Origin of the sequence: Micromonospora sp. NPDC047730 (genome assembly GCF_043204765.1) — a bacterium.
In the GTDB taxonomy this organism is placed as follows: domain Bacteria; phylum Actinomycetota; class Actinomycetes; order Mycobacteriales; family Micromonosporaceae; genus Micromonospora.
Genome location: NZ_JBIDCU010000005.1, coordinates 333406 through 355707, shown reverse-complemented (window position 1 = coordinate 355707; position 22302 = coordinate 333406). Strand labels below are relative to the sequence as shown.

The following is a 22302-nucleotide window of genomic DNA, read 5'->3' as shown; positions in this document are numbered from 1 at the left end:
CCGGATTAGGGCGACTTGGTGCGCCCTCATCCGCGAATTGCTCATCCCGAGGGGTGGCGACCGAGGCCGTCGGAGGAATACTCTCGGTCGCGGCCCGCGTACTGATGAGGCGCCCGTCGGACGGGCGAGTGGAGGTGCTCGCGTGAGCCTGTCGATCGTGAAGTCGGTTATGCCCGGTGGTGTCATCGAGATCGCCCCCAGGGGCGAGATCGACGTCGACACCGCATACGAGGTGCGCGAGGCGATCGCCGAGGTCCTGGCCAAGGGGCGCCCCAACCGGATCGAGCTCAACATGAGGCTCGTCACCTTCATCGACTCCGTCGGCATCAGCGCGATGGTCGCCGGCTTCCAGACCGCCGAGGTGAGCGGCGTCAAGCTCGTCGTCACCGAGCCGAGTCGGTTCGTGCACCGGCAGCTCTGGGTGACCGGCCTGCTCGGCCTCTTCGGCGCCCCCGAGCCCTACTACGCCGGCGCGCCCGCCCCCGAGGTCCTCCCCGGCGCCTGACCCGCCGGCCGGGGGTCCCGCCGGTGACTGGCCGACGGTAGTCGGGCGGGCGGATCGACGGCCGGCAAACGCGCGCGGAGCGCGGCGCGCCGTTGCCAGCGCGCCGCCGGTGCGCGACGATCGGGCGACGGCGACGGTGGGGAGACGGCGTGCTCAGGCGGGATTCCTTCAGCTACACCGTCCAGGCGCGCTGTTCGCTCGCCGACGCCGCGGGGTTGCTCGCGGACCCGGCCCGGCAGCAGGACCTGCACCCGCTGATCGCCCGCGTCCGCCGGGTGTCGCCCCGTCGCGGCGCGCGGGCCAGCTATCTCATCACCGACCGGCTGGCCGTCGGGCCGCTGCGCCTGCCGGTCACCTACCGGGCCGACGTCCTGGTCGACGGGCCGGACGAGATCGTCACCGTGGCGCGGCAGTGGCCGGCCACCACGGTGCGCAACCGGACCCGACTGCGGGCCGAGCCGGACGGCGTGGTCCGGATCGACGTCGAGATCACCCTCACCGCGCCGGTCCCGCTCTTCGGCTACGCCTTCCGCCAGGCGCGCGCCGCCCACCTGGGGCTGGCGGCCCGGCTCGGCGTCGCCCTGGGCGGGCACCCGCCGGAGTCACCGCCCGCCTGAGCCGGGCATCGACGACACGGCGACATGCCCGGCCGTCGGCCGGGGAGGTGGCGGTGGGAAGGCGGTCGGCCCCGGTGACCCGCGAGCGGGCCACCGGGGCCGGGACGTCAGTAGACCGACAGGTGCACGTGGTTGGTGTGGTCGCTGGACGGGTCGCCGTTGGCGCCGCTGTACGACTTCCATCCGCTGCTGGGCAGCCAGATCTGCCTGTACCAGATCACGTAGAGCACGGCGAGCCGGTCGGCGTTCTTGACGAAGTACGCCGCCAGGTTGTTGCCGTACGTCCTGTCGCCGCCGGTGGCGTCGCCCCCGAACCCGCTCTTCTGGGCCGCGAAGTCGCAGGCCCGGCCCTTGGGGTGCTCGCCGGAGCCGCCGGGGCGGTAGCAGGAGACGTAGCGGGTGAAGCCGGCCGCCTTGGCCTGGTTGAGCGCGTGCAGGGTGCGCGGGGTGATGCAGCCGTTGGCGGGGGTGGGGTCGTTGACGCTGCACGACTCGGACGGCCAGGACCCGTCGGAGTTGCGCGGCGCCGGCTTCGCCGTCGCGGTGGAGCTGCCGCCCGGCCCGCCGCCGCTCGACTGCGACCGGTTGGCCACCGTCAGCGCCCGCTCCGCCTGGTCCTTGCGCTTGGCCATCAGCGTGACCTGCTTGCGCTGCTCCCGGATCTCGCCGTCCAGGGCCAGCTTGGTGCGGGCGGCCTGGTCACGGGTCTCCTGGAGCTCGCGGAGCGCCCGGTCCTCGTTGGCGGCCACCGCGTCGAGAGCGGCGGCCCGGTCCATGAAGCCGTCCGGCGAGCTGCTGTTGAGCAGGGCGGACACCACCCCCAGCCGGCCGGTCCGGTAGGCCACCCCGGCGATCTCGCCGACCTTGCTGCTCCGTTCGGTCAGCTCGCTCTCGGTCGCCTTGAGCTGTGTGGCGAGCTGCTGCTGCCGTTTGACCGACGTGTCCAGCGCCCGCTTGGCGTCCAGGTAGCCCTTGCTGGCGGCTTCGAGCTGGGCCCGCAGGGCGGGCGTGCCGCCCTCCTGGTCCTGGCCGGGGGCTGCGGCGAGCAGGCCGGCCCGGGAGGCGGCCGCCGCGGGGGCGGTGGTGACCGGGGCGACCGCGGCGCCGAGGGTGAGCGTCACGGCGATCAGGGCCGCCAACCGGGCGGCGCGTCGTCGTACAGGTGCCATCACTGGCATACACGTGTCCTTCCGTCAGCCGCCGACCGGGTTAGCTGACGGGTTCGGGACGGAAGATCCCTACCGCTGACGCGGATGCACCCCACGAACTTGGTTCCCCGGTTCGCCCCGCCGGGCGATTAGGCGGCGGCCACCGCCGGCACCGGTGGGTGCCGCCTGGCGGAGGCCGGAACCGAGCCTACCGGTGCCGGTGTGACTGGTGTAGCACAGGTGACTGAGGGTGCCTGTCCGCTTACCGTCAAATCCGACATAAGTCAACAATACTCTCCCAGATTTAAGGCTGTGCTCATTACCACTCAACCGACCCGCAGGCCCCGGGAGACGCCCCCGGCTCGATCTGCAACGTCGCGTGCTCGATCTGGAAGTCCTCGTGCAGGGCCGTCCGGGCTGCGGTGAGCACCGCGCCGACCTCCGCGCCCGGCGCCATGGTCAGGTGCGCCGAGGCCACCTCCATCCCGGAGGTCAGCGTCCAGACGTGCAGGTCGTGCACCTCGGCCACGCCGGGCACGGCGGCCAGCCGGTCGTGCACCCTGGCGACCTCGAGGTGCTCCGGCGCGGCCTGCACCAGGATGCGCAGCGCGGCGCGCCCGAGCCGCCAGGTGCGGGGCAGGATGAACAGCCCGATGGCCACCGCGACCAGCGGGTCCGCCCACCACCAGTCGGTGACGGCGAGCAGCAGGGCCGCGCCGATCACGCCGAGTGAGCCCAGCAGGTCGCCCAGCACCTCCAGGTATGCGCCCTGCATGTTGATGCTCTCCTTCGCCCCGGACCGCAGCAGGGCGAAGGCGGCCACGTTGGCGAGCAGGCCGAGCACGGCGACCGCGAGCATCGGGCCGGCGAGCACCTCCGGCGGGTCGCCGAACCGGCGTACGGCCTCGACGACCACGTAGACCGCGACGCCGGAGAGCAGCACGGCGTTGGCCAGGGCGGCCAGCACCTCCAGCCGGTAGAGGCCGAAGGTGCGCTGCGGGTCCGCGCCGGCGCGCCGGGTCGCGGTGATCGCCGCGAGCGCCATGCCGATGCCGAGCACGTCGGTGAACATGTGCCCGGCGTCGCTCAGCAGGGCCAGCGAGCCGGTGCGGAAGGCGGCCACCGCCTCCACCACCATCAGGGCGCCGAGCAGCGCGAACGCCGCCCAGAGGCGGCCCCGGTGGCGGTGCGCGGCATTCGCGACCGACCCGTGGTGGTGGTCATGACCTGCACCCACGCGCCCACCTTCCGTCACCCGTCCGGACCCGGTTCAATCTATGCTCACATCGCAATGTGTGCAAGTGACTGCCCGGCGGCGGCCGGGACGACTCAGCCGGTCGGGTCGACGGTGGTCAGCCGCTGGGTGGCCCGCGACAGCGCGACGTAGAGCGTCCGTACGCCCGAACCCGGGTCGGTCCGGATCTCACCCGGGGCGACCAGGACCACGCCGTCGTACTCCATGCCCTTGGCCTCCAGGCTGGTCACCACCTGCAGGCGCGGCGCGCCCAGCCCGCCCAGCCACCCGGCCACCTCGTCCCGGCGGGGCACCGGCGTGATCACGCCCACGGTGCCCTCCACCTCGGCCAGCAGCGCCGTGGCCGCCGTCACCACGGCGGTCTCCAGCTCCGCCGGCGGCACCACCAGCTCGACCGGGTCGACGCCGGTGGAGCGCACCGCCCTGGGCAGCGGGAGATCCGGGTGCAGCCGGCGGATCTCGGCCGCCGCCACCGCGAAGATCTCCGCCGAGTTGCGGTAGTTCGTGGTCAGGGTGAAGTGGTGCCGCTTGCGCCGGCCCAGCGCCTGGTCCCGGGCCCGGGTCAGCTCCTCCGGGTCGCCCGTCCACGCCGTCTGCGCCGGGTCGCCCACCACCGTCCACGAGGCCAGCCGGCCGCGCCGGCCGATCATGCGCCACTGCATCGGCGAGACGTCCTGCGACTCGTCGACCACGACGTGCGCGTACTCCCGGTAGTCCTCCGGGCGCTGCCGCGCCGCCTCGCGGGCCGCGCGCTGCCGGTCGGCGAACGTGCTCAGCTCGCGGACCCCGCCGGCCAGCTGGAACGGGTCCCGCTTCGGCCGGGCCGGCTTCATCGGCTTGCCGAGCAGCGCGTCCAGCTCGTCCAGCAGCGCGATGTCGGCGATCGTCAGCCCGGCGCGGTCCAGGCTCCGGTACGCGTCGGTCAGCAGCCGGATCTCGGCGCCGGAGAGGATCCCGCCGGCGTACCGGCGCAGCCGGTCGGGGCGGGCCAGCCAGCCCAGCACGTGCCGGGGGTGCAGCCGGGGCCACCACGCCTTGAGGAACTCCCGGAACTCCGGCCGCTCGGCGACCTCGTCCTCGAACGCGCGCTGCTCGGGCAGCCGGCCGATGCCCAGCCGACGGGCCTGCGCCCAGAGCGCGGCGAAGACGCCGTCGAAGCCGGCGCGGCGCACCTCGTTGCGGCGGGCGCCCCGGGGCATCGCCCGCTCCCGGATGGCGTCCAGCTCGCGGCGGTCCAGCCGGAGCAGCTCGCCCCGGTAGAGCAGTCGCAGCTCGGCCGGGCCGTCCGGCACCGCGTCCCGGGCCGCCCGTTCCAGCACCCGGCGCATCCGCAGCGAGCCCTTGACCGCCGCCACGGCCGGCGGGTCGGTACGGGTGGCGCTCATGCCCGGGAACAGCGTGCCCAGCGAGTGCAGCGTGGCGGTGTCCTCGCCGAGCGAGGGCAGCACCGAGGCGATGTACTCGACGAAGACCGAGGACGGGCCGACCACCAGGATGCCGCCGCCGGCGTACCGGCTGCGGTCGGAGTAGAGCAGGTACGCGGCCCGGTGCAGGGCGACCGCCGTCTTGCCGGTGCCCGGGCCGCCGGAGACGATCGTCACCCCGGAACCGGGGGAGCGGATGGCCTCGTCCTGCTCCCGCTGGATGGTGGCGACGATGTCCCGCATGCCCCGGCCGGTGGCCTTCGACAGCGTGGCGAGCAGCGCGCCGTCGCCGACCACCGCCATGTCGGCGGGCGCGGCGGCGGGATCGAGCAGGTCGTCCTCGATCCGGGTGACCCGCTCACCGGAGGACTGGATCATGCGCCGCCGCACCACGCCCAGCGGCTCCGCCGGGGTGGCCTGGTAGAAGGCGGCGGCGGCTGGGGCCCGCCAGTCGACCACCAGGGTGGTCGCGTCCTCGTCCCGGATGCCGAGCCGCCCGACGTGCAGCACCTGCCGGTCGCGCAGGTCCAGCCGGCCGAAGACCAGCCCCTCGTGCTCGGCGTCCAGCACGTGCCGCCGCTGCGCGGCGTGGAACACCATCGCGTCCCGCTCGACCAGCGCCCCGAAGTTGCCGACCCGGGCGAGCCGGTAGCCCTCCTTCTCGGCGCGGACCGCCGACCGGCGCAGCTCGGCCAGTCGGGCGTACACCCGGTCGAGGTGCCGCTGCTCGACGGCGGTCTCCTGCGCCAGGGTGGTCTGGTCGGTCAACGGTCGCTCCTCCTGACGTGGGCGGCGGGCGGCGCGAACCGCGCGAACCACGCCAGGCCAACCGCAAGAGGGTACGGCCCGCGCGCAACCAGCCGCGCCTGAGGTGCGGGAAAGGAGCCCGCGTCACCCCGCCCGGCCGGCCCGCGTCACCCCTCGCGGGTGGTGGCGGGAGCGGCGGAGCGGGCGTCGTCGAGCACCTGGCCGAGCACGCCGCCCAGCGCCGCGTTGACCTCGGCGGGGCGTTCCATCATCAGCATGTGCCCGGCGCCCGGACAGACGGTCAGCTCCGTCGCCGGCAGCGCGGCGGCGATCGACTCGGCGCACGGCGGCGGGGTGAGCCGGTCCCGGTCGCCGACCAGCGCCGCCGCCGGCAGGTGGGCGAGCCGGGCGAGGGTGTCGAGCCGGTGCTGCGCCCCGATCGAGGCGCGGAACCCGCCGATCGAGCGGAGCGAGGCGCGGGCCACCGCCGAGGTGACCAGCCGGATGTCGTGCGGGTCGCAGCGGTCGCCGAAGAGCATCCAGCGGATGCTGGGGCGCAGGGCCCGCAGCAGTGCCCGGGGCGGCCGCCAGGACCCGCACCGGGCCAGCACGCCGGCCCCGGTGGTCTCGGCGAGCCGGATCAACCGGGCGATCCGGGGCGACAGGCCGTAGACGGTGTGCGTGTGCCCCTCGGCCGTCGTGGAGACGAAGACCAACCCGGCGGCGCGGGCGGCGAAGTGCTCGGGGTGCCGGTGCGCGTACTCCATGATCGTCATGCCGCCCATCGAGTGGCCGGCGAGCACCACCCGGCCGTCCGGGGCCACCTCGTCCAGCACCGCGGCCAGGTCGTCGCCGAGCTGGGCGAGGGTGGCGGTGGGCAGCGCCATGCAGCTCGACCGGCCGTGCCCGCGGGCGTCGTAGGTCACCACCCGTACCGCGGCGTCGAAGCGTTCCCGCAGGTCGGCGAGCTGCCGGTGCCAGGCCCGCCCGTCCAGCGTCCAGCCGTGCAGCAGCACCACGGTGACCTCGGCGTCGGCCGGCCCCGTCGCCTCGACGTGCAGCCGCACGTCGTCGGGAAGACGTACCTCGACGTGCTCCGGCATCGCCACCTCCCCAAGGCCGCGCTGGTCCGCAACACCGGGGATACCCGGTGGTAACACCGGCTACCCGTCATGACACCACGGCAACCGTGCCGGTGAGAAGATTCGCAACCCGGTCCGGGCGCCGGCCGGGCCGGCCAAGCTGGGGGCATGGGGTCGCCGCAGGCAACGCCGCCCGGGCCCGCGCCGGCCGGGCGGGCGGCCGGCGGCACACCCCGGGCCGCCCTGGCGGAACTGCTCGCCGGCAACCGCCGGTTCGTCAGCGGCCAGCCGATCCACGGCCACGACGTCACCGCCGCCGCCGCGGCGGCCTCCGGGGACCAGCAGCCGTACGCGGTGCTCCTCGGCTGCATCGACTCGCGGGTGCCGCTGGAGGCGATCTTCGACCAGACGTTCGGCTCGATCTGCGTGATCCGCACCGGCGGGCACGTGCTCGACCGGGCGGTGCTCGGCTCCATCGAGTACGTGGTCGGGGAGTTGGGCGTACCGCTGGTGGTGGTGCTCGGGCACGAGCGGTGTGGCGCGGTCGCCTCCGCCGTGGACGCGCTGCGCGGCGGACGGTCACCGGGCGGCGCGCTGGCGCACCTCGTCGAACAGATCGCCCCGGCGGTGACCGAGGTGGGCGTCGACGATCCTCGGGCGCATCCGCTGGCGGTCCGCCGGCACGTGCTGCGGACGGTGGCCGCGCTGCGCGCCGACGACCTGCTCGCCGGCCCCGTCGCCGCCGGCCGGCTGGCCGTGGTCGGCGCCCTCTACGACCTGGCCACCGGCGAGGTCGCCCTGCTCGAGGGGTGACGTGTAAGGAAGGGCCCCTTCCTAACGCAATGCGTTAGGAAGGGGCCCTTCCTTACACGTCAGGCGCGCGTGAAAAGGACCGCCCGCCGGGATGATCCCGACGGGCGGTCCAGGTGTCGCGTGGGGAGGGCTCAGCCCTCGAAGACGCCGGCCTCGACGAGGCGCTTCTCGGTGGCGTCCCAGCCGTCACCCGGGTGGGTGGCGTTGAGGTTGTTGAGCTCGGCCCGGATCTTCGCGGCGTGGCCGGCGGCGGCCAGCGTCCGGATCTCCTCGACGAAGGCCTCGGAGTCGGTGCGCAGGTGCGCGGTCTTGCCGTTGGTCAGGTTACGCACGTAGGCGTGCTTGCCGCCGTTGAGCGGGATGAGGTACTTGAACTCGCCCAGCACGCTGAGGGCGCCACCCTGGCCAGCCTGGCCGGCCCGGACTGACGCGCGCGCGGTCTTAGAGGTGTTGCTCGCCACGGAGGTACTCCTTGCAAGACGTACGGGAGGACGGAACGTCCGGGGGCTGTGCGGACGGCACCTGGTGAGTGGGCCCGCGGAAGATGTGCGCGGCACAGGCCGCCGATGGAACTGTACACGACCACGGTCCCTGGCTGGTCATCGCGTCTGGAGGGGTCAACGGCGGTCACCCGTCCGACTATTCCGACCGGCGAATTTTCCGATTCCCTGGCGCACCATCCGTCACAGCAGTCATCATGTGTTCCAGAAGCCACTCGGGTGATCGAGGTCGTAGGGGAAGACGCACCTCGCTCTCCGGGAGGTCACCGTGCCAACGCGTGGCGTCGTATACGTCCACTCGACCCCGCTCGCCGTGTGCTCACACGTCGAGTGGGCGATCGCGCGCGTCCTCGCCGCGCCGGTCAACCTGCAGTGGACGGCTCAGCCCGTAGACCCCGGCGCCCGCCGGGCCGAGTGCGGGTGGACCGGTCGTCCGGGGACGGGCGCCGAGCTGGCTGCTGCCCTCCGGCAGTGGCCCATGATCCGTTTCGAGGTCACCGAGGAGCCGAGCGCCGGCGCCGACGGCGAGCGCTTCATGTACGTCCCGGGGCGCGGCCTGTTCCGCGCGACCGTGGGCGCGGCCGGCGACATCCAGCTCGGCGAGGACCGGCTGCGCAGCCTGATGGCGGGCGCGCGGGCGCCGGAGGCCCTCGCGCACGCGCTCGACAAGGCGCTCGGCACCGCCTGGGACGCCGAGCTGGAGCCCTACCGCTACGCCGGCGACGGCGCCCCGGTGACCCTGCTCACCCGCGTCGGCTGACGTCCCACGTCCGACCGCGTCCCGACCCGTCGGCGGCGCGAAGGTCGGGTTGCCCCGATAAGGGTGAACTGGTGGGATGGGCCGCGTGTCGACTACCCCGCGACGTGTCGGCGTCGCGCTCGCCGCCCTGACCGCGCTGCTCCTCTCCGCATGCTCGGGGCCGGCGGACCGCCGCCCTGAGCCCGCGTCGACGAGCGCCGCGGCCACCCCGACACCCGGCGCGAGCCTGCCCGCCGCCGACCCGGCCGCCCGCGCCGCCGCCCTGGTCGGCACGCTCGCCGACGAGGACCTGGTCGGCCAGGTGCTGATGCCCTACGCCTACGGCGACTCGGCGACCCGGGTCTCGCCCGGATCGAAGGCCGGCAACCAGGCGCTCGCCGGGGTGGACACCCCGGCCGAGATGATCGCCAGGTACCGGCTCGGCGGGCTGATCCTGGTCGGCTTCAGCGCCGACGACCCGACCAAGGGCAACCAGGAGACCACCAACGTCGACAACCCGGAGCAGGTCCGCGGACTCACCACCGGCCTGCGCGAGGCCGCCGGTCGGCTGCCCGCCGGTCAGGCGCCGTTCCTGATCGGCACCGACCAGGAGTACGGCGTGGTCACCCGGATCACCGACGGGGTGACCCTGCTGCCCAGCGCCCTCGCCGCGGGCGCGGCCGGGAAGCCGGAGCTGACCGAGGCCGCCTGGCGGGCGGCCGGCACCGAACTCGCCGCGATGGGCATCAACCTCGACTTCGCCCCGGTCGCCGACGTGCTCGCCACCCGCAGCACCGTGATCGGCTCCCGGTCGTACGGGGCGGACCCGAAGGTGACCGCGGGGCAGGTGGCCGGCGCGGTCCGCGGGTTGCAGGCCGCGGGCGTCGCCGCGACCGTCAAGCACTTCCCGGGCCACGGGCACAGCGCCGCCGACTCGCACGAGGACCTGCCGGTGCTCGACCAGTCCCGCAAGGCGCTGGAGACCGGTGCCTGGCCGCCCTTCTCCGCCGGCATCGACGCCGGCGCGATGGCCGTCATGTCCGCCCACCTCGACGCCCGGTCGGTGGACCCGGGCACCGCGGCGACGTTCTCGCGCAAGCTGCTCACCGACGTGTTGCGCGGCCAGCTCGGCTTCCAGGGCGTGGTGATCACCGACGGGATGAACATGCCGCCGGCGAAGCGCTGGTCGCCGGGGGAGGCGGCGGTGCGCGCGCTGCAGGCGGGCAACGACCTGATCCTGATGACGCCGCACGTCGGCCAGGCGTACGACGGGCTGCTCGCCGCGCTCCGCGACGGCTCGTTGCCCCGGGCCCGCCTCGTCGACGCCGCGACCCGGGTGCTGACCATGAAGTTCAAGCTCGCCGACCGGCCCGCGCCCGAGCTGTCCACGCTGGGCGGCCCGGCGCACCGCAAGGCGGCGGCGGACCTGGCGGCGGCGGCCGTGACGGTGTTCCGGGGCGCCTGCGGCGGCGGGGTCCGGGGCCCGGTGACCGTCACCTCCTCCGGCGGGCGCGACCACACCCGGGCGGCGCTGACCGAGGCGCTCACCGCGGCCGGGGTCAAGGTGGTGCCCAGCGGCGGCACGGTGGTGCACCTGGTCGGGTACGGCGATGGCGCCGGCGACCTGCGCGCCGACGCCGCCGTCACGGTCGCCATGGACACCCCGTACGTGCTGGCGAAGGCGAAGTCACCGACCCTGCTGGCGACGTACTCGTCCAGCCGGGCGTCGATGACCGCCCTCGCCGGGGTGCTGGCCGGCAAGGCACGGCCGGAGGGTCGGTCCCCGGTACCGGTGCCCGGCCTGCCCGCCACCACCTGCGCCGGCTGACCGCCTCAGTCGCGGTTGATCCGGGCCGACTGCTTCACCAGCTGGTACGCCGGCAGCAGGTCCTCCGGGTCCGGGGCGTCCAGGCTCAACACGATCGGGCCGTAGAGGGAGGACAACGCGATGGCCCGGTCCGTGTCGCCGTCCGCCGTGTAGCTCACCTCGACGGCGTCGAGCGTGCCGGCCCGCAGCCGCCGGTACTGCGCGCCCGTCGCCTTCGGCGCGTACGCCTCGACGAAGTGCTTCAGGTGCTCCTCGGCGCCGCCGGCGACCCCGTCGACCCGCCACACCCGGAGGAACCCGAGTTCGCCGGTCGGCCGGGCGTCGAGTTCGCACAGCATCCTGGCCTTGCCGACGGTCGGCTCGCCGAACTCCGCCGAGCCCTGCACCGCCTCGACCTTCCACCTGGCCGGCAGCGAGAAGGTGATCGGCAGCTCGCAGGGCGTGCCCTTCTGGCCGACGGTGGTGCCGGCGGCCGCGGCGGCCACCTCGTCGTGCCAGGGTGGGCCGGGGGTCACCGGCGAGGCGGTGGTGCTCGGCGCGGCCGACGCCGACGGCGAGCCGCCGGCCGACGGTGTCTCCTTCGCGTCGGCGCAGGCGCCGGTCAGCGCGATCGTCAGCGCCGCGAGCACGGCGGTGCGGGTACGTCGTTCCATGTGTCCATTCCCCGTTGACGATGAGAGCCGGCCCATCGGAGCGGGGCGGACGGCCCGCGTCAACCCGGTTGACCTAGTGGGCCGCGCGCAGCGCGGCGACCAGCCACTCCACGGCCGGCACCGCGGGCGGGAACGGCTCCCGCCGGTTGAGCACGCCGATCAGCTGCCAGTACCGCTCCACCCGCCGGTCGGTGAAGGCGGCGATCCCGTCGGCCATCGCCCGGCGCTGGTCCGGCGTGAGCGTCGGGTCCACCATCTCGTCGAGCACCGCCCGAGCATCGGGCGACGCCGGGTCGATCCCGGCGGCCAGCGCCGCACGCGCCGGCTCGACCGACGGCATCGGCTCCGGCGGCGGCGCCGTCGCGTCGGCCGACCCGGCCACCGCCATCTCGCGTACCCGACGGCGGAAGTCCGGGTCGGCCACCAGTTCGGCCAGCTCCAGCCAGGCGTCCACCTCCTCGTCGGTGGGCTCGTCCGGCAGGTCCGCCGGCAGCGCCCGCATGGCCTGGGCCAGACCGGCACCCAGGTCGACGTCGACGCCGTCGAAAACCTCGGCCACGAAGTCGTCGATGATCCGCTGCCGCTCCCGGGCGGAGAGGCGGGCCAGGTCGTTCATGAGTCCCAACTCCTCGGTCGTACTGCCACGTCGGGTGACCGACCGCAGCACCGCCCGGCGCAGCCGCAGCGTCCGGATCTCCGCGTCCAGCGCCCGGACGTGCGCCTGCGCCACGTCCCGGACGGTGGACTGGCGGTCCACGATCCGGCGTACGTCGTCCAGGCCGATGCCCAGTTCGCGCAGGGAGCGCAGCAGCTCCAGCCGGGCCACGGCGGCCGCGTCGTAGAGCCGGTAGCCGCCCGGCGACCGGCCGGTCGGGGGCAACAGGTCCAGGTCGGACCAGAAGCGGATGGTCCGGACCGAGAGGCCGGTCCGCCGGGCGAGCTGCCCGATGGTGAACAGGTCGGTGCGGTCGTCCACGTCGAAGAGCCTCCTGTCTCCAGCCGCTGGAGAGTCAACCCGGAAACGGGCTCGCGGTCGCCCGCCGCGCCTGGCACGCTCTGCGCACATGGGAACGGCACAGGGTTTCGCGTACGCCGAGCGGTCGGACGGCACCGTGGTGATCACCCACCACGGGCGGGTGGCGGGCACGTTGCGCGGCGGCCGGGCGGCGGAGTTCCTCGCGGAGGTCGAGGACGACCCGCAGCTCGCGATGGCCCGGTGGACCGGCAACTACCGCCGGGGCAACGAGCGGACCGCCCGCCGGCACCCACGTAACCGGGGCTGAGCGACGCGAGGGGCCCGCGCTCGGGTGAGCGCGGGCCCCTCGACGGTACGTGCGACTACAGCGGGATGTTGCCGTGCGCGCCCCGGGCCGCCGGGGCGGCGGCGAGGGCCTCGGCGATGCGGCGACGGGTCTCGGCGGGGGTGATGACGTCGTCGACCACGCCGATCTCCAGGGCGCGGTTGACGCCGCCCGCGACCCGGGTCTGTTCCTCGATCAGCTGCGCGCGCAGCGCCTCGCGTTCCTCGGCGGGGGCGGCGGCGAGCTTCTTGCGGTGCAGGATGTTGACCGCGGCGCTGGCCCCCATGACGGCGACCTCGGCGTGGGGCCAGGCGAACACGGCGGTGGCCCCGAGGGAGCGGGAGTTCATCGCGATGTACGCCCCGCCGTAGGCCTTGCGGGTCACCAGGGTCACCCGGGGCACGACGGCCTCGGCGAAGGCGTGCAGCAGCTTCGCGCCGCGGCGCACCACGCCGTCCCACTCCTGGCCGAGGCCGGGCAGGTAGCCGGGCACGTCGACCAGCACGATCAGCGGCACGCCGAGGGAGTCGCACATCCGCACGAACCGGGCCGCCTTCTCGGCGCTGGAGGCGTCGAGGCAGCCGCCCAGGCGCAGCGGGTTGTTGGCGATCACCCCGACGGTGCGGCCGGCGAACCGGCCCAGGGTGGTCACCACGTTCGGCGCCCACTTGGCGTGCAGTTCCACCCCGGGAGCGTCCAGCAGCGCCTTGACCACCGGCTTGACGTCGTAGGCCCGGTTCGTCTCCACCGGCATCTTCGCCGCCAGGTTGTGGCCCTGGTCACCCTCCACCGCCACGTCGTCGGGCGACAGCCGACCCTGGCGTCCCAGCAGCGCGGCGAGCTTGCGCGCCTCGGCCAGCGCCGACTCGTCGTCCTTGCACGTCACGTGGACCACCCCGGAGCGGCGGCCGTGCGGCTCCGGCCCGCCCAGCCGCTCCATGTCGACCTGCTCACCGGTGACGCTGCGGACCACCTCCGGACCGGTCACGAAGATCCGTCCGGCCCCGCTCATGACCACGATGTCGGTCAACGCCGGCCCGTACGCCGCGCCGCCGGCCGCGGGCCCCAGCACCACCGAGATCTGCGGCACCCGCCCCGACGCGCGCACCATCGCGGCGAACACCTGACCCACCGCGTCCAGCGCCACCACGCCCTCGGCCAGCCGGGCCCCACCCGAGTGCCACAACCCCAGCACCGGCACCCGCTCCCGCACCGCGGTGTCGATGGCGTCCACGACGTGCCGGCACCCCTCGGTGCCCATCGCGCCGCCCATCCGCGTGGCGTCGGTCGCGTACGCGATCGCCGGCGTGCCGTCGATCTCGCCCCGCGCCCACAGGACGCCGGAGGTGTCCCGGGGCGTCATCAACCGCAACGAACCGGCATCGAACAGCGCCCGCAGCCGCAACTCCGGATCTCGGTGGTCCACGACGGGTGAAGTGTCCGCACCAACGGCGGTGGTGGTCACGTGAGCCTCCAAGGCTGTGGTCTCAGGCCCGCGTGAAGACGAGAGCCACGTTGTGCCCGCCGAAGCCGAACGAGTTGTTCAGCGCGGCGGGGATGTCCATGTGGCGCGCCTTGTTCGCGGCCACGTCCAGGGTGAGGCCCTCGTCCGGGTCGTCGAGGTTGATCGTCGGGGGCACGACACTGTCGCGGATCGCCAGGATGGTGGCGATCGACTCCAGCGCGCCCGCCGCACCCAGCAGGTGACCGGACATCGATTTGGTGGAGGACAGCACCGGGTGGTCGCCGAGCGCCTCGTGCAGCGCCTTGATCTCCGCCACGTCACCGACCGGGGTCGACGTGGCGTGCGCGTTGACGTGCGTGATGTCGGACCTGGCGACGTCCGCGTCGGCGATCGCCTTCGCGATGGCCCGGATCGCGCCCTCCCCCTCCGGGTGCGGCTGCACGATGTCGTAGCCGTCGGAGGTGATGCCGGCCCCGGCCAGGCGCGCGTACATCCGGGCTCCCCGGGCGGCGGCGTGGTCGGCGCGCTCCAGCACCAGGATGCCCGCGCCCTCGCCGAGCACGAAGCCGTCGCGGCCCTTGTCCCACGGCCGGGAGGCCCGCTCCGGCTCGTCGTTCCGCGTCGACATGGCCCGCATCGAGCTGAAGCCGGCGATCGGCAGCTGGTGGATGACCGCCTCGGTGCCGCCGGCCACCACCACGTCGGCGCGGCCGGCGCGGATCATGTCCAGGCCGAGCGCGATCGCCTCCGCACCGGTCGCGCAGGCGCTGGCCACCGAGTGCACCCCCGCCCTCGCGCCCAGCTCCAGCCCCACCCAGGCGGCGGGGCCGTTCGGCATCAGCATCGGAATGGTGTGCGGGGAGACCCGCCGCGGCCCGGACGCCTCCAGGATGTCGTCCTGGGCGAGCAGGGTCAGCGCGCCGCCGATGCCCGAGCCGACGCTGACGCCCAGCCGCTCCCGGTCCAGCCCGGAGTCGGCCAGGCCGGCGTCCGCCCAGGCCTGCTGCGCCGCGATGATCGCGATCGCCTCGGAACGGTCCAGCCGGCGCAGCTTGACCCGGTCGAGCAGGCCGGCCGGATCCACCGCGAGCTGGGCGGCGATCCGGACCGGCAGCTGCTCGGCCCACTCCTGGGTGAGGGCACTCACCCCGGAGCGGCCGGCGAGCATGGCGTCCCAGGTCGACGCGACGTCCCCGCCCAGCGGGGTGGTCGCGCCGAGCCCGGTGACGACGACGTCGGTGTGCGCCATGATCAGGACTGCGCCTCGATGTAGCTGACGGCGTCCCCGACGGTCTTCAGGTTCTGCACCTCGTTGTCCGGGATCTTGACGCCGAACTTCTCCTCGGCCGCCACCACGACCTCCACCATGGAGAGCGAGTCGACGTCCAGGTCGTCGGTGAAGGACTTCCCCTCGGCCACGTCGTCCGGGTTCACCCCGGCAACCTCTTCGAGGATCTCGGCGAGGCCGGCGGTGATCTCGTCACGGGTCATTGCGGTTTGGTTCCTCTCATCGGTTTCACTCGACGGCCGACGACGCCGGCCGTCACTCCCCGGCGCTGGCGCGCCGGAGGGGCTTCAGGGGCAGCGGACGACCTGACCGGCGTAGGTCAGGCCGCCGCCGAAGCCGAAGAGCAGCACCGGGGCGCCCGAGGGCACCTCCCGCCGCTCCACCAGCTTGGACAGGGCCAGCGGCACGCTCGCCGCCGAGGTGTTGCCGGACTCGACGATGTCCTTGGCGATGATCGCGTTCGGGATGCCGAGCCGCTTCACGATGCCGTCGATGATCCGGGCGTTGGCCTGGTGCGGCACGAAGGCGGCCAGCTCCGACGGGTCCACCCCGGCGCGCTCGCACGCCTGCCGGGCCAGCGGCGCCAGCTCGGTGGTGGCCCAGCGGAAGACCGACTGCCCCTCCTGCTGGATGTACGGGCGCCAGCCCTCGATGCGTACCGCGTCGCTCTTCTCCGGGGCCGAGCCCCAGACCACCGGGCCGATGCCGGCGGGCTCGTCCTCGGCGGTGGCCGTCACCACGGCGGCGCCCGCGCCGTCGGCGAAGATGATGCAGGTGGAGCGGTCCGTCCAGTCGACGATGTCGGAGAGCTTCTCCGCGCCGATCACCAGGGCGTTGCGCGAGGCGCCGGCCCGGACGGCGTGGTCCACCGTGCCCAGCGCGTAGGCGAAACCGGAGCAGGCCGTGTTGATGTCGTACGCCCCGGGCGCGGTGATGCCGAGCTTGGCGGCGACCCGGCAGGCGACGTTCGGGCTGCGGTCGACGGCGCTGCAGGTGGCAACGACGACCAGGTCGATGTCGGCGGCGGTGAGGCCGGCGTTGGCCAGTGCCTTGCCGGCGGCGGCGGCGGCCATGTCGGTGACCGACTCGCCGTCGGCGATCCGTCGGGTGACGATGCCGACCCGGTCGCGGATCCACTCGTCGCTGGTCTCCACCAGCTGCGCGATCTCGTCGTTGGTGACCACTCGGGAGGGCTGGTAGTGCCCCATGGCGAGGATCCGGCTGCCGGTCATGCGTGACCTCCGATGCGAACGAGCGGCTGGCCCGGCGCGACCGGGTCGTCGTGGTGGGCGAGCCACTCGGTGAGCACCCCGCTGGCGTGGGCGGGCACCTCGACGGGGCCCTGCCGGGTGGCGATGTGGCCGACGACCTGCCCGGTGTCGAGCGTGTCGCCCTCGGCGAGGCCCTCCGCCGGCTCGAAGGTGCCGGCCGACGGGGCCACCACCACGCGGAACTGCATGGTCGGCTCGTGGCTCGGCGCCATCCCGTGCCGGGCGATCAGGTCCCGTGCGGCGGGCAGGTCGTCCGGGGTGTTCAGGGTGACGATCTCCGGGAGGCCGCTCTCCTTGAGCTCCCGCTTGATCAGGCCCGCGAGGGTGCCCGCCGGGGGCAGCTCGATCACTCCGGTCACCCCGAGGTCGGCCAGCGTGCGCATGCAGAGGTCCCAGCGCACCGGCGCGGTGACCTGCCGGACCAGGCGCTGCACCATGTCGCGCCCGTGGTCGACCGCGGCGCCGTCGATGTTGGACAGCAGGATCCGGGTCGGGTCGGCGGGGGTGATCCCGGCGGCGACGGCGGCGAGCGCCGCCTCGGCGGGGGCCATGTACGGGGTGTGGAAGGCGCCGGCCACCTTGAGGCGGATCACCCGGGCCTTGGTCGGCGGCTCGGCGGCGAGCTTCTCCAGGCCCGCGACCGCGCCGGCGGCGACGAACTGGCCGGCGCCGTTGCGGTTGGCCGGGTGCAGCCCGTGCGCGGCGATCGTGGCGAGCACGTCGTCGGGCTCCCCGCCCAGCACGGCGGCCATCCCGGTCGGCTCCAGCGCGCAGGCGGCGGCCATCTCGCGGCCGCGTACGCCGGCGAGGGTGATCGCCGCCTCCGCGGGCAGCACCCCGGCGAGCGCCGCCGCGCCCAGCTCGCCGACGCTGTGGCCGGCGGTGACGGTGACGTCGTGCATCGGCAGGTGTTCGGCCGCGAGCAGCGCCGCCGCGACCAGCAGCGGCTGGGTGCGGGCGGTGTCCTTGATCTCGTCGGCGTCGGCCGCGGTGCCGAGGTGCACCAGGTCGACCCCGGCCATCGCCGACCACCACCGCAGCCGGGCCTCGGCGCCGGGCAGGTCGAGCCAGGGGGTCAGGAAGCCGGGTTTCTGGGAACCCTGGCCGGGAGAGAGTACGGCGAGCACGTCTATGACTCTCCCGGATACGCGCGGGTAGCGCTGTGCCGCCCTCGACCAAACCGCACTAGAACCTTTGGAGGGTTCCTACAAAGATCGGCGGTGATCGTCACCCGACTGTGATGTTTTCCTGACGGCTGGGGTCATTGTCTGGGTTGGGACCACCGGGACCACCGGGTCGAGCCGGCCGACGGTGAGCGCCACCTGGAGGGCGAACGCGTCCCGCGCGGTGAGCGGCGAGAAGCCGGTCACGTCGGCGATCCGCCGCAGCCGGTAGCGCACCGTGTTCGGGTGCACGAAGAGGGCGCGGGCGGCGCTCTCCAGCGTGCCGCCGGCCGCGAAGAACGCGTCGAGGGTCTCCAGCAACTCGCCACCCGCCCGCACGAGCGCGGCGTAGACGTCGTGCCGCAGCCGCCGGCGCGCCTCCGCGTCACCGGCCAGCGCGCGCTCCGGCAGCAGGTCGCCCGCCGGCACCGGCCGGGGCGCGGTCGGCCAGGCGGGGGCGGCCCGGAAGCCGGCCAGCGCGGCGCGGGCCGACTCGGTCGCCTCGTCCAGGCTCGGCACGGCCGGGCCGACCACCACCGGCCCGTCGCCGAACGCGCCGAGCAGCTTGACGGTGGCGGCGACGGGATCGGCGGCGCCCCCGAGCACGATGACCAGCCGGTCGCCGTGCACCCCGCCGATCACCTCCGCGCCAATGCGCCGGGCCTGCCGGTGCACGGTGTGCAGCACGGCGGAGACCTCGCCGCCGGGGGAGCGGCCGACCGCCACCGCCACCGGCGGGGCGTCCGCCCAGCCGAGCGCCGCCGCGCGGCTGGCCAGCACGTCCGGCGAGTCGCCCCGCAGCAGCGCGTCCACCAGCAACGCCTGCAACCGGGCGTCCCAGGAGCCGCGGGACTCGGCGGCCCGGGCGTACGCGCGGGCCGCGGCGAAGGCGATCTCCCGGGAGAACCGCAGCACCGCCTCGCGCAACTGCTGCTCCTCGCCCGGCGCGGCCAGGTGCGAGACCTGCTCCTCGACGACGTCGATCATCACCTTGATCAGCGCCACCGTCTGCTGGAGGCTGATCGAGCGGGCCAGCGCCTGCGGCGCGGTGGCGAAGACCTCGTCGGAGACCTCCTGGGTGCTGTCCGCCGTGCCGCCGCCGTCGCGCAGCCACTGCACCAGCGACCGGGCGCCGGCCTGGGCCACCAGCATCACCCAGGAACGGTGGTCGGCGGGCAGGTCGCGGAACCAGGGCAGGGCCTCGTCCATCCGGGCCACGCTGGCGGTGGCCAGCGCCCCCGCCGCCCGCTCGATCCGGCGCAGCGTGGCCGACAGCTCCGTACCGCCCGGCTCGCTCACCGCTCCAGCCTGACATGTCCCGACCTGGACCTTCACTCCGGGCGGCCCGCGCTCGGCGGTGACCCCGGGCGGGCCGGCGGGTCGGGTCAGGCGGGCGGGGGAGCGGGCAGCCCCAGCTCCTGGGCCAGGATGGCGGCCTGCACCCGGCTGCGCAGGTCCAGCTTGGCGAGGATCCGGCTGACATGGGTCTTGGTGGTGCTCTCCGCCATCGCCAGCCGGTCGGCGACCTGCTGGTTGGAGAGCCCGAGCCCGAGACAGGCCAGCACGTCCCGCTCCCGCGGGGTCAGCGCGTCCACCGCCGCCCGGGTCGCCCCGGAGGCGGCCGGGGCGGTCGCCGCGAACGCGGTGATCAGCCGGCGGGTCACCGCCGGGGCGATGAATCCCTCGCCCCGGGCGACCGTCCGCACCGCCGCCACCAGCCCCTCGGCGTCGGTGTCCTTCAGGACGAAGCCCGCCGCGCCGGCCCGCAGCGCGCCGAAGACGTACTCGTCGAGGTCGAAGGTGGTGAGCACGAGCACGTCGGCGAGCCGGTCGGCGACGATCTCCCGGGTGGCCGAGATGCCGTCCAGGCGGGGCATCCGCACGTCCATGACCGCCACGTCGGGCCGCAGCTCGCGGCACAGCCGGACGGCCTCCGCGCCGTCGTCGGCCTCGCCTACCACGGTGACGCCGGGCGCGCCGGCCAGGATCAGCGCCAGCCCGGCCCGCACCGCCGGCTGGTCGTCGGCGAGCAGCACCCGGATCACCTCGGCCATGACACGTCCCGTCCCCTCATGCCGCCTCACCCGTCGGCAGCTCCACCCGTACCCGCCAGCGGCCCTGCGCCGGGCCGGCGGCGAACCGCCCGTTGAGCAGCACTGCCCGCTCCCGCATCCCGACCAGGCCGGCCCCCGCGCCGCTCGGCGCGCCACCGCCGGCGCCCACCGGGTTGTCCACGCCCACCAATACTCCCGCCGGCTCGTACGCGACCAGCAGGTCGGCCTCGCCGCCGCCGTGCTTGAGCGCGTTGGTCAGCGACTCCTGCACGATCCGGTACGCGGCCAGGTCCACCCCGACCGGCAGCGGGCGGGGATCGCCGCGCCGGGTCACCCGCACCGCCAGCCCGGCGGCGCGAGCCCGGTCGACCAGCCCGTCGACCTCGCTCAGCCGAGCCCGGGTCGTCTCGTCCGTCGCGTCGACGGCCGGCCCGCTCTCCGCCGGCTCCCGGAGCAGGCCGATCATCTGCCGCATCTCCGCCAGGCCCTGCACGCTGTTCTCCCGGATCACCCGCAGCGCCGACTGGACCTGCGCCCGGTCGAGTCCCGGCACGGAGAGCACGGCCGTGGCGTGGATCGCCACGGCGCTCAGGTGGTTGGCGATCACGTCGTGCAGCTCCCGGGCCATCCGGGCCCGTTCCGCGCCGACCGCCTGCCGCCGGTCGAGCTCCACCAACCGCGCGGTCTGCTCGGCCCGGGCCCGCTCGGCCGCCGCCTGGTCCCGGTACTGCCGCACGCTGATCCCGGTGAGCACCGGCAGCACCCCGGCCAGCACCAACGGCATCCCGAGGCCCACACCCCGCCAGTCACCGGTCAGCAGCACCCCCGCCGCCGTGCCGAGCACGCTCAGCCCGACCATGACCCGCAGCAGCCAGCGCCAGGTCAGCGCCGAACCGAACACGCACGCGTCGTAGAGGACCTGGGTGTAGACGAGGACGGTCGCCAGCGAGCCGCCCATCGCGAGGTCGACCACCACCGCCACCGTGCCGAGGGCCAGGCTGGTGCGGGTGGCGACCCGGCGCAGGCCCACCGCCACGCAGGCAGCCGCCAGCGGCAGCAGGAACAGCGGCTCCGGCGGGCCCGGCTCCCAGGGCAGCTGCGGCTGCGTGCCCAGGGCGTACATGACCGCGCCGCCGGCCAGGGACGCGGCGGCGAGCATCAGGTCCCGGCCGGCGGTGCCGGGCCCGAGCCAGGTCGGCGCTCGCATGGCCCCGATCCCACCACACCGACCGCCGCCCGGGCTCCGACCGCCGGAGGAGCCCGCCCCGCCCTGCCCCCACCAAAAGATGTACGCCACCCGGCCCGGCCGGTGCCGGTGAGGGTGGGTCCGTCGAAGGAGGGAGGGAGATCTCGTCTTCGGCGGTGAGGGTTGCGCGTCCGGGGCGGGGCAGGGTGGTGGGCACGAACGGGGAGGGGTAGGAATGCTGCTGGGAATCATCGTCGCCTGCGAGATCGGGTTCTGGGTGGTGCTCGCCGCCGGGCTGGTCGCGCGGTATCCGCTGCGCCGGCCGCGGCTGGGGGCCGCGCTGCTGGTCTGCGTACCGCTGGTGGACCTGGTGCTGCTCGCGGCGAGCGCGCTGGATTTGCGGCGTGGCGCCACCGCGGACGTCACCCACGGCCTGGCCGCCGCGTACCTCGGCTTCTCGGTGGCTTTCGGGCACTCGATGGTCCGCTGGGCCGACCAGCGCTTCGCGCACCGCTTCGCCGGCGGCCCGCCGCCGGTCAAGCCGCCGCGGCACGGGTGGGCGCGGACCCGGCACGAGTGGCGGGAGTGGGGCAAGGGCCTGCTCGGGTGGGCGATCGCCTGCGCGCTGCTCGGGGCGGCGATCGTCTGGGTCGACGACGCCGAGCGGACCCGGGAGCTGACGAACTGGATCGGCAGGCTCTCCCTCGCCATCGTCATCTGGCTGGTCGCCTTCCCGGTCTGGGAGACGATCTTCCCGCGCCGGGCGCGGCGCTGACCCGGGTCCGGCTGCACGGCCCGTCGGTGCCGGCCAGTACGGTGACAGGGCACGTCGGGCGACCCCGGCGGGCGTGGCGAGCGTGAGGAGACCGGATGGCGCACGGGGAGGCCGAGCACGGCTGCGCCCAGGGTGAGCCCTGCCGGACGGGCCACCACGACCAGCCGGCGGCGGCCAAGCATCACCGCCGGCTGCCCGGCGGGTTCCCGGCCCATGCGCCGGAGCCCCCTGGCCGTGCGGCGGAGCGCGCCGACGAGGACGCCCCGGTGCCCCGGCAGCGTGCCGCCGAGGCGGCCCTGCCCGGCGAGGTCGAGCCGGCGGCGCCGCAGGGCTGCCGCAGCGACCTGCCCGGTTGGGCCGGCGCGCACCGGCACGGCCCGGTCCGCCCCCGGCACCGTGTCGTCCGCCGGGAGCGACCGCCACGCCGCTGGTGCTGACCCCACGGGCGGCCCACGACGGGCCGGTCGGGCGACGGCGGGCCTAGGGGC

Annotated in this window: 23 protein-coding genes and 1 riboswitch; of the genes, 8 read left to right on the top strand and 15 right to left on the bottom strand. The window is 74.8% G+C overall.

Translation table 11 applies throughout. The features are described from left to right. The first annotated feature begins 142 nt into the window (after nt 1-142). Together ACGF5G_RS15730 and ACGF5G_RS15725 are read left to right on the top strand one after the other, a co-directional pair. The gene (locus ACGF5G_RS15730) at nt 143-505 is read left to right on the top strand and encodes an STAS domain-containing protein (protein WP_393263176.1); all 363 of its coding nucleotides are present in this window, start codon (nt 143-145) and stop codon (nt 503-505) included. 149 nt (nt 506-654) lie between these two features. Then, complete coding sequence (locus tag ACGF5G_RS15725) at nt 655-1122, top strand: SRPBCC family protein (protein WP_393263174.1); 468 nt, start codon at nt 655-657, stop codon at nt 1120-1122. A gap of 107 nt (nt 1123-1229) precedes the next feature. Here ACGF5G_RS15725 and ACGF5G_RS15720 read toward each other — a convergent pair whose 3' ends face one another. The 4 genes from ACGF5G_RS15720 to ACGF5G_RS15705 all read right to left on the bottom strand — a co-directional run bounded on the left by ACGF5G_RS15720 (nt 1230) and on the right by ACGF5G_RS15705 (nt 6799). Beyond that, nucleotides 1230-2291 (bottom strand): coiled-coil domain-containing protein, encoded by a 1062-nt coding sequence (locus tag ACGF5G_RS15720; RefSeq protein WP_393263323.1) that lies wholly within the window; start codon nt 2289-2291, stop codon nt 1230-1232. Nucleotides 2292-2304: 13 nt separating this feature from the next. Beyond that, nucleotides 2305-2436: riboswitch (cyclic di-AMP (ydaO/yuaA leader) on the bottom strand. 153 nt (nt 2437-2589) lie between these two features. Continuing rightward, nucleotides 2590-3507 (bottom strand): cation diffusion facilitator family transporter, encoded by a 918-nt coding sequence (locus ACGF5G_RS15715; protein ID WP_393263172.1) that lies wholly within the window; start codon nt 3505-3507, stop codon nt 2590-2592. Nucleotides 3508-3599: 92 nt separating this feature from the next. Continuing rightward, nucleotides 3600-5717 (bottom strand): HelD family protein, encoded by a 2118-nt coding sequence (locus ACGF5G_RS15710; protein WP_393263170.1) that lies wholly within the window; start codon nt 5715-5717, stop codon nt 3600-3602. Between the two features lie 146 nt (nt 5718-5863). Continuing rightward, complete coding sequence (locus ACGF5G_RS15705; protein WP_393263168.1) at nt 5864-6799, bottom strand: alpha/beta fold hydrolase; 936 nt, start codon at nt 6797-6799, stop codon at nt 5864-5866. 147 nt (nt 6800-6946) lie between these two features. On the opposite strand from ACGF5G_RS15705, the gene ACGF5G_RS15700 reads away from it, so the two are divergent. Beyond that, nucleotides 6947-7591 (top strand): carbonic anhydrase, encoded by a 645-nt coding sequence (locus ACGF5G_RS15700; RefSeq protein WP_393263166.1) that lies wholly within the window; start codon nt 6947-6949, stop codon nt 7589-7591. A gap of 131 nt (nt 7592-7722) precedes the next feature. Here ACGF5G_RS15700 and ACGF5G_RS15695 read toward each other — a convergent pair whose 3' ends face one another. Next, entirely contained in the window at nt 7723-8052 is a 330-nt protein-coding gene (locus ACGF5G_RS15695; protein ID WP_393263165.1) for a hypothetical protein, read from the bottom strand. A 307-nt stretch (nt 8053-8359) separates the two neighbouring features. Here ACGF5G_RS15695 and ACGF5G_RS15690 point away from each other — a divergent pair, with 307 nt between their 5' ends. Both ACGF5G_RS15690 and ACGF5G_RS15685 read left to right on the top strand, forming a co-directional pair. After that, a complete protein-coding gene (locus ACGF5G_RS15690; protein ID WP_350707719.1) occupies nt 8360-8851 on the top strand; it encodes a DUF3145 domain-containing protein in 492 nt (163 codons plus the stop codon). 76 nt (nt 8852-8927) lie between these two features. Beyond that, complete coding sequence (locus ACGF5G_RS15685; protein ID WP_393263163.1) at nt 8928-10658, top strand: glycoside hydrolase family 3 protein; 1731 nt, start codon at nt 8928-8930, stop codon at nt 10656-10658. A 5-nt stretch (nt 10659-10663) separates the two neighbouring features. Here ACGF5G_RS15685 and ACGF5G_RS15680 read toward each other — a convergent pair whose 3' ends face one another. Next, nucleotides 10664-11311, bottom strand: coding sequence for a lipoprotein (locus ACGF5G_RS15680; RefSeq protein WP_393263161.1), 648 nt, complete (start codon nt 11309-11311; stop codon nt 10664-10666). A 73-nt stretch (nt 11312-11384) separates the two neighbouring features. Next, nucleotides 11385-12287 carry a MerR family transcriptional regulator gene (locus tag ACGF5G_RS15675; protein ID WP_393263159.1) on the bottom strand — a complete coding sequence of 301 codons (903 nt, stop codon included), beginning with the start codon at nt 12285-12287 and terminating at the stop codon, nt 11385-11387. An 88-nt stretch (nt 12288-12375) separates the two neighbouring features. Between ACGF5G_RS15675 and ACGF5G_RS15670 the strand changes: the two genes are divergently transcribed. Further along, complete coding sequence (locus tag ACGF5G_RS15670; protein ID WP_393263158.1) at nt 12376-12594, top strand: hypothetical protein; 219 nt, start codon at nt 12376-12378, stop codon at nt 12592-12594. Nucleotides 12595-12649: 55 nt separating this feature from the next. On the opposite strand, the gene ACGF5G_RS15665 is transcribed toward ACGF5G_RS15670, so the two are convergent. From ACGF5G_RS15665 to ACGF5G_RS15630, 8 genes are all read right to left on the bottom strand, one after another. Beyond that, nucleotides 12650-14038: an acyl-CoA carboxylase subunit beta gene (locus ACGF5G_RS15665; RefSeq protein ID WP_393263157.1), complete on the bottom strand. Its 1389-nt coding sequence runs from the start codon at nt 14036-14038 to the stop codon at nt 12650-12652. A 61-nt stretch (nt 14039-14099) separates the two neighbouring features. Further along, the gene (gene fabF / locus ACGF5G_RS15660) at nt 14100-15326 is read right to left on the bottom strand and encodes a beta-ketoacyl-ACP synthase II (RefSeq protein ID WP_393263155.1); all 1227 of its coding nucleotides are present in this window, start codon (nt 15324-15326) and stop codon (nt 14100-14102) included. Between the two features lie 2 nt (nt 15327-15328). Beyond that, a complete protein-coding gene (locus ACGF5G_RS15655) occupies nt 15329-15568 on the bottom strand; it encodes an acyl carrier protein (RefSeq protein WP_007072348.1) in 240 nt (79 codons plus the stop codon). Nucleotides 15569-15652: 84 nt separating this feature from the next. Beyond that, complete coding sequence (locus ACGF5G_RS15650; protein ID WP_357450886.1) at nt 15653-16597, bottom strand: beta-ketoacyl-ACP synthase III; 945 nt, start codon at nt 16595-16597, stop codon at nt 15653-15655. After that, complete coding sequence (locus ACGF5G_RS15645; protein WP_393263153.1) at nt 16594-17763, bottom strand: acyltransferase domain-containing protein; 1170 nt, start codon at nt 17761-17763, stop codon at nt 16594-16596. Before ACGF5G_RS15645 ends, ACGF5G_RS15650 begins: the two co-directional genes overlap by 4 nt. A gap of 78 nt (nt 17764-17841) precedes the next feature. After that, complete coding sequence (locus tag ACGF5G_RS15640; RefSeq protein ID WP_393263321.1) at nt 17842-19188, bottom strand: PucR family transcriptional regulator; 1347 nt, start codon at nt 19186-19188, stop codon at nt 17842-17844. Beyond that, complete coding sequence (locus tag ACGF5G_RS15635; RefSeq protein ID WP_393263151.1) at nt 19185-19853, bottom strand: response regulator; 669 nt, start codon at nt 19851-19853, stop codon at nt 19185-19187. Before ACGF5G_RS15635 ends, ACGF5G_RS15640 begins: the two co-directional genes overlap by 4 nt. A 16-nt stretch (nt 19854-19869) precedes the next feature. Next, nucleotides 19870-21060 carry a sensor histidine kinase gene (locus ACGF5G_RS15630; protein WP_393263149.1) on the bottom strand — a complete coding sequence of 397 codons (1191 nt, stop codon included), beginning with the start codon at nt 21058-21060 and terminating at the stop codon, nt 19870-19872. A gap of 214 nt (nt 21061-21274) precedes the next feature. Between ACGF5G_RS15630 and ACGF5G_RS15625 the strand changes: the two genes are divergently transcribed. Together ACGF5G_RS15625 and ACGF5G_RS15620 are read left to right on the top strand one after the other, a co-directional pair. Then, complete coding sequence (locus tag ACGF5G_RS15625; protein WP_393263148.1) at nt 21275-21814, top strand: hypothetical protein; 540 nt, start codon at nt 21275-21277, stop codon at nt 21812-21814. A 95-nt stretch (nt 21815-21909) separates the two neighbouring features. Further along, the gene (locus tag ACGF5G_RS15620; protein WP_393263146.1) at nt 21910-22251 is read left to right on the top strand and encodes a hypothetical protein; all 342 of its coding nucleotides are present in this window, start codon (nt 21910-21912) and stop codon (nt 22249-22251) included. The last annotated feature ends 51 nt before the right edge of the window (nt 22252-22302 follow it).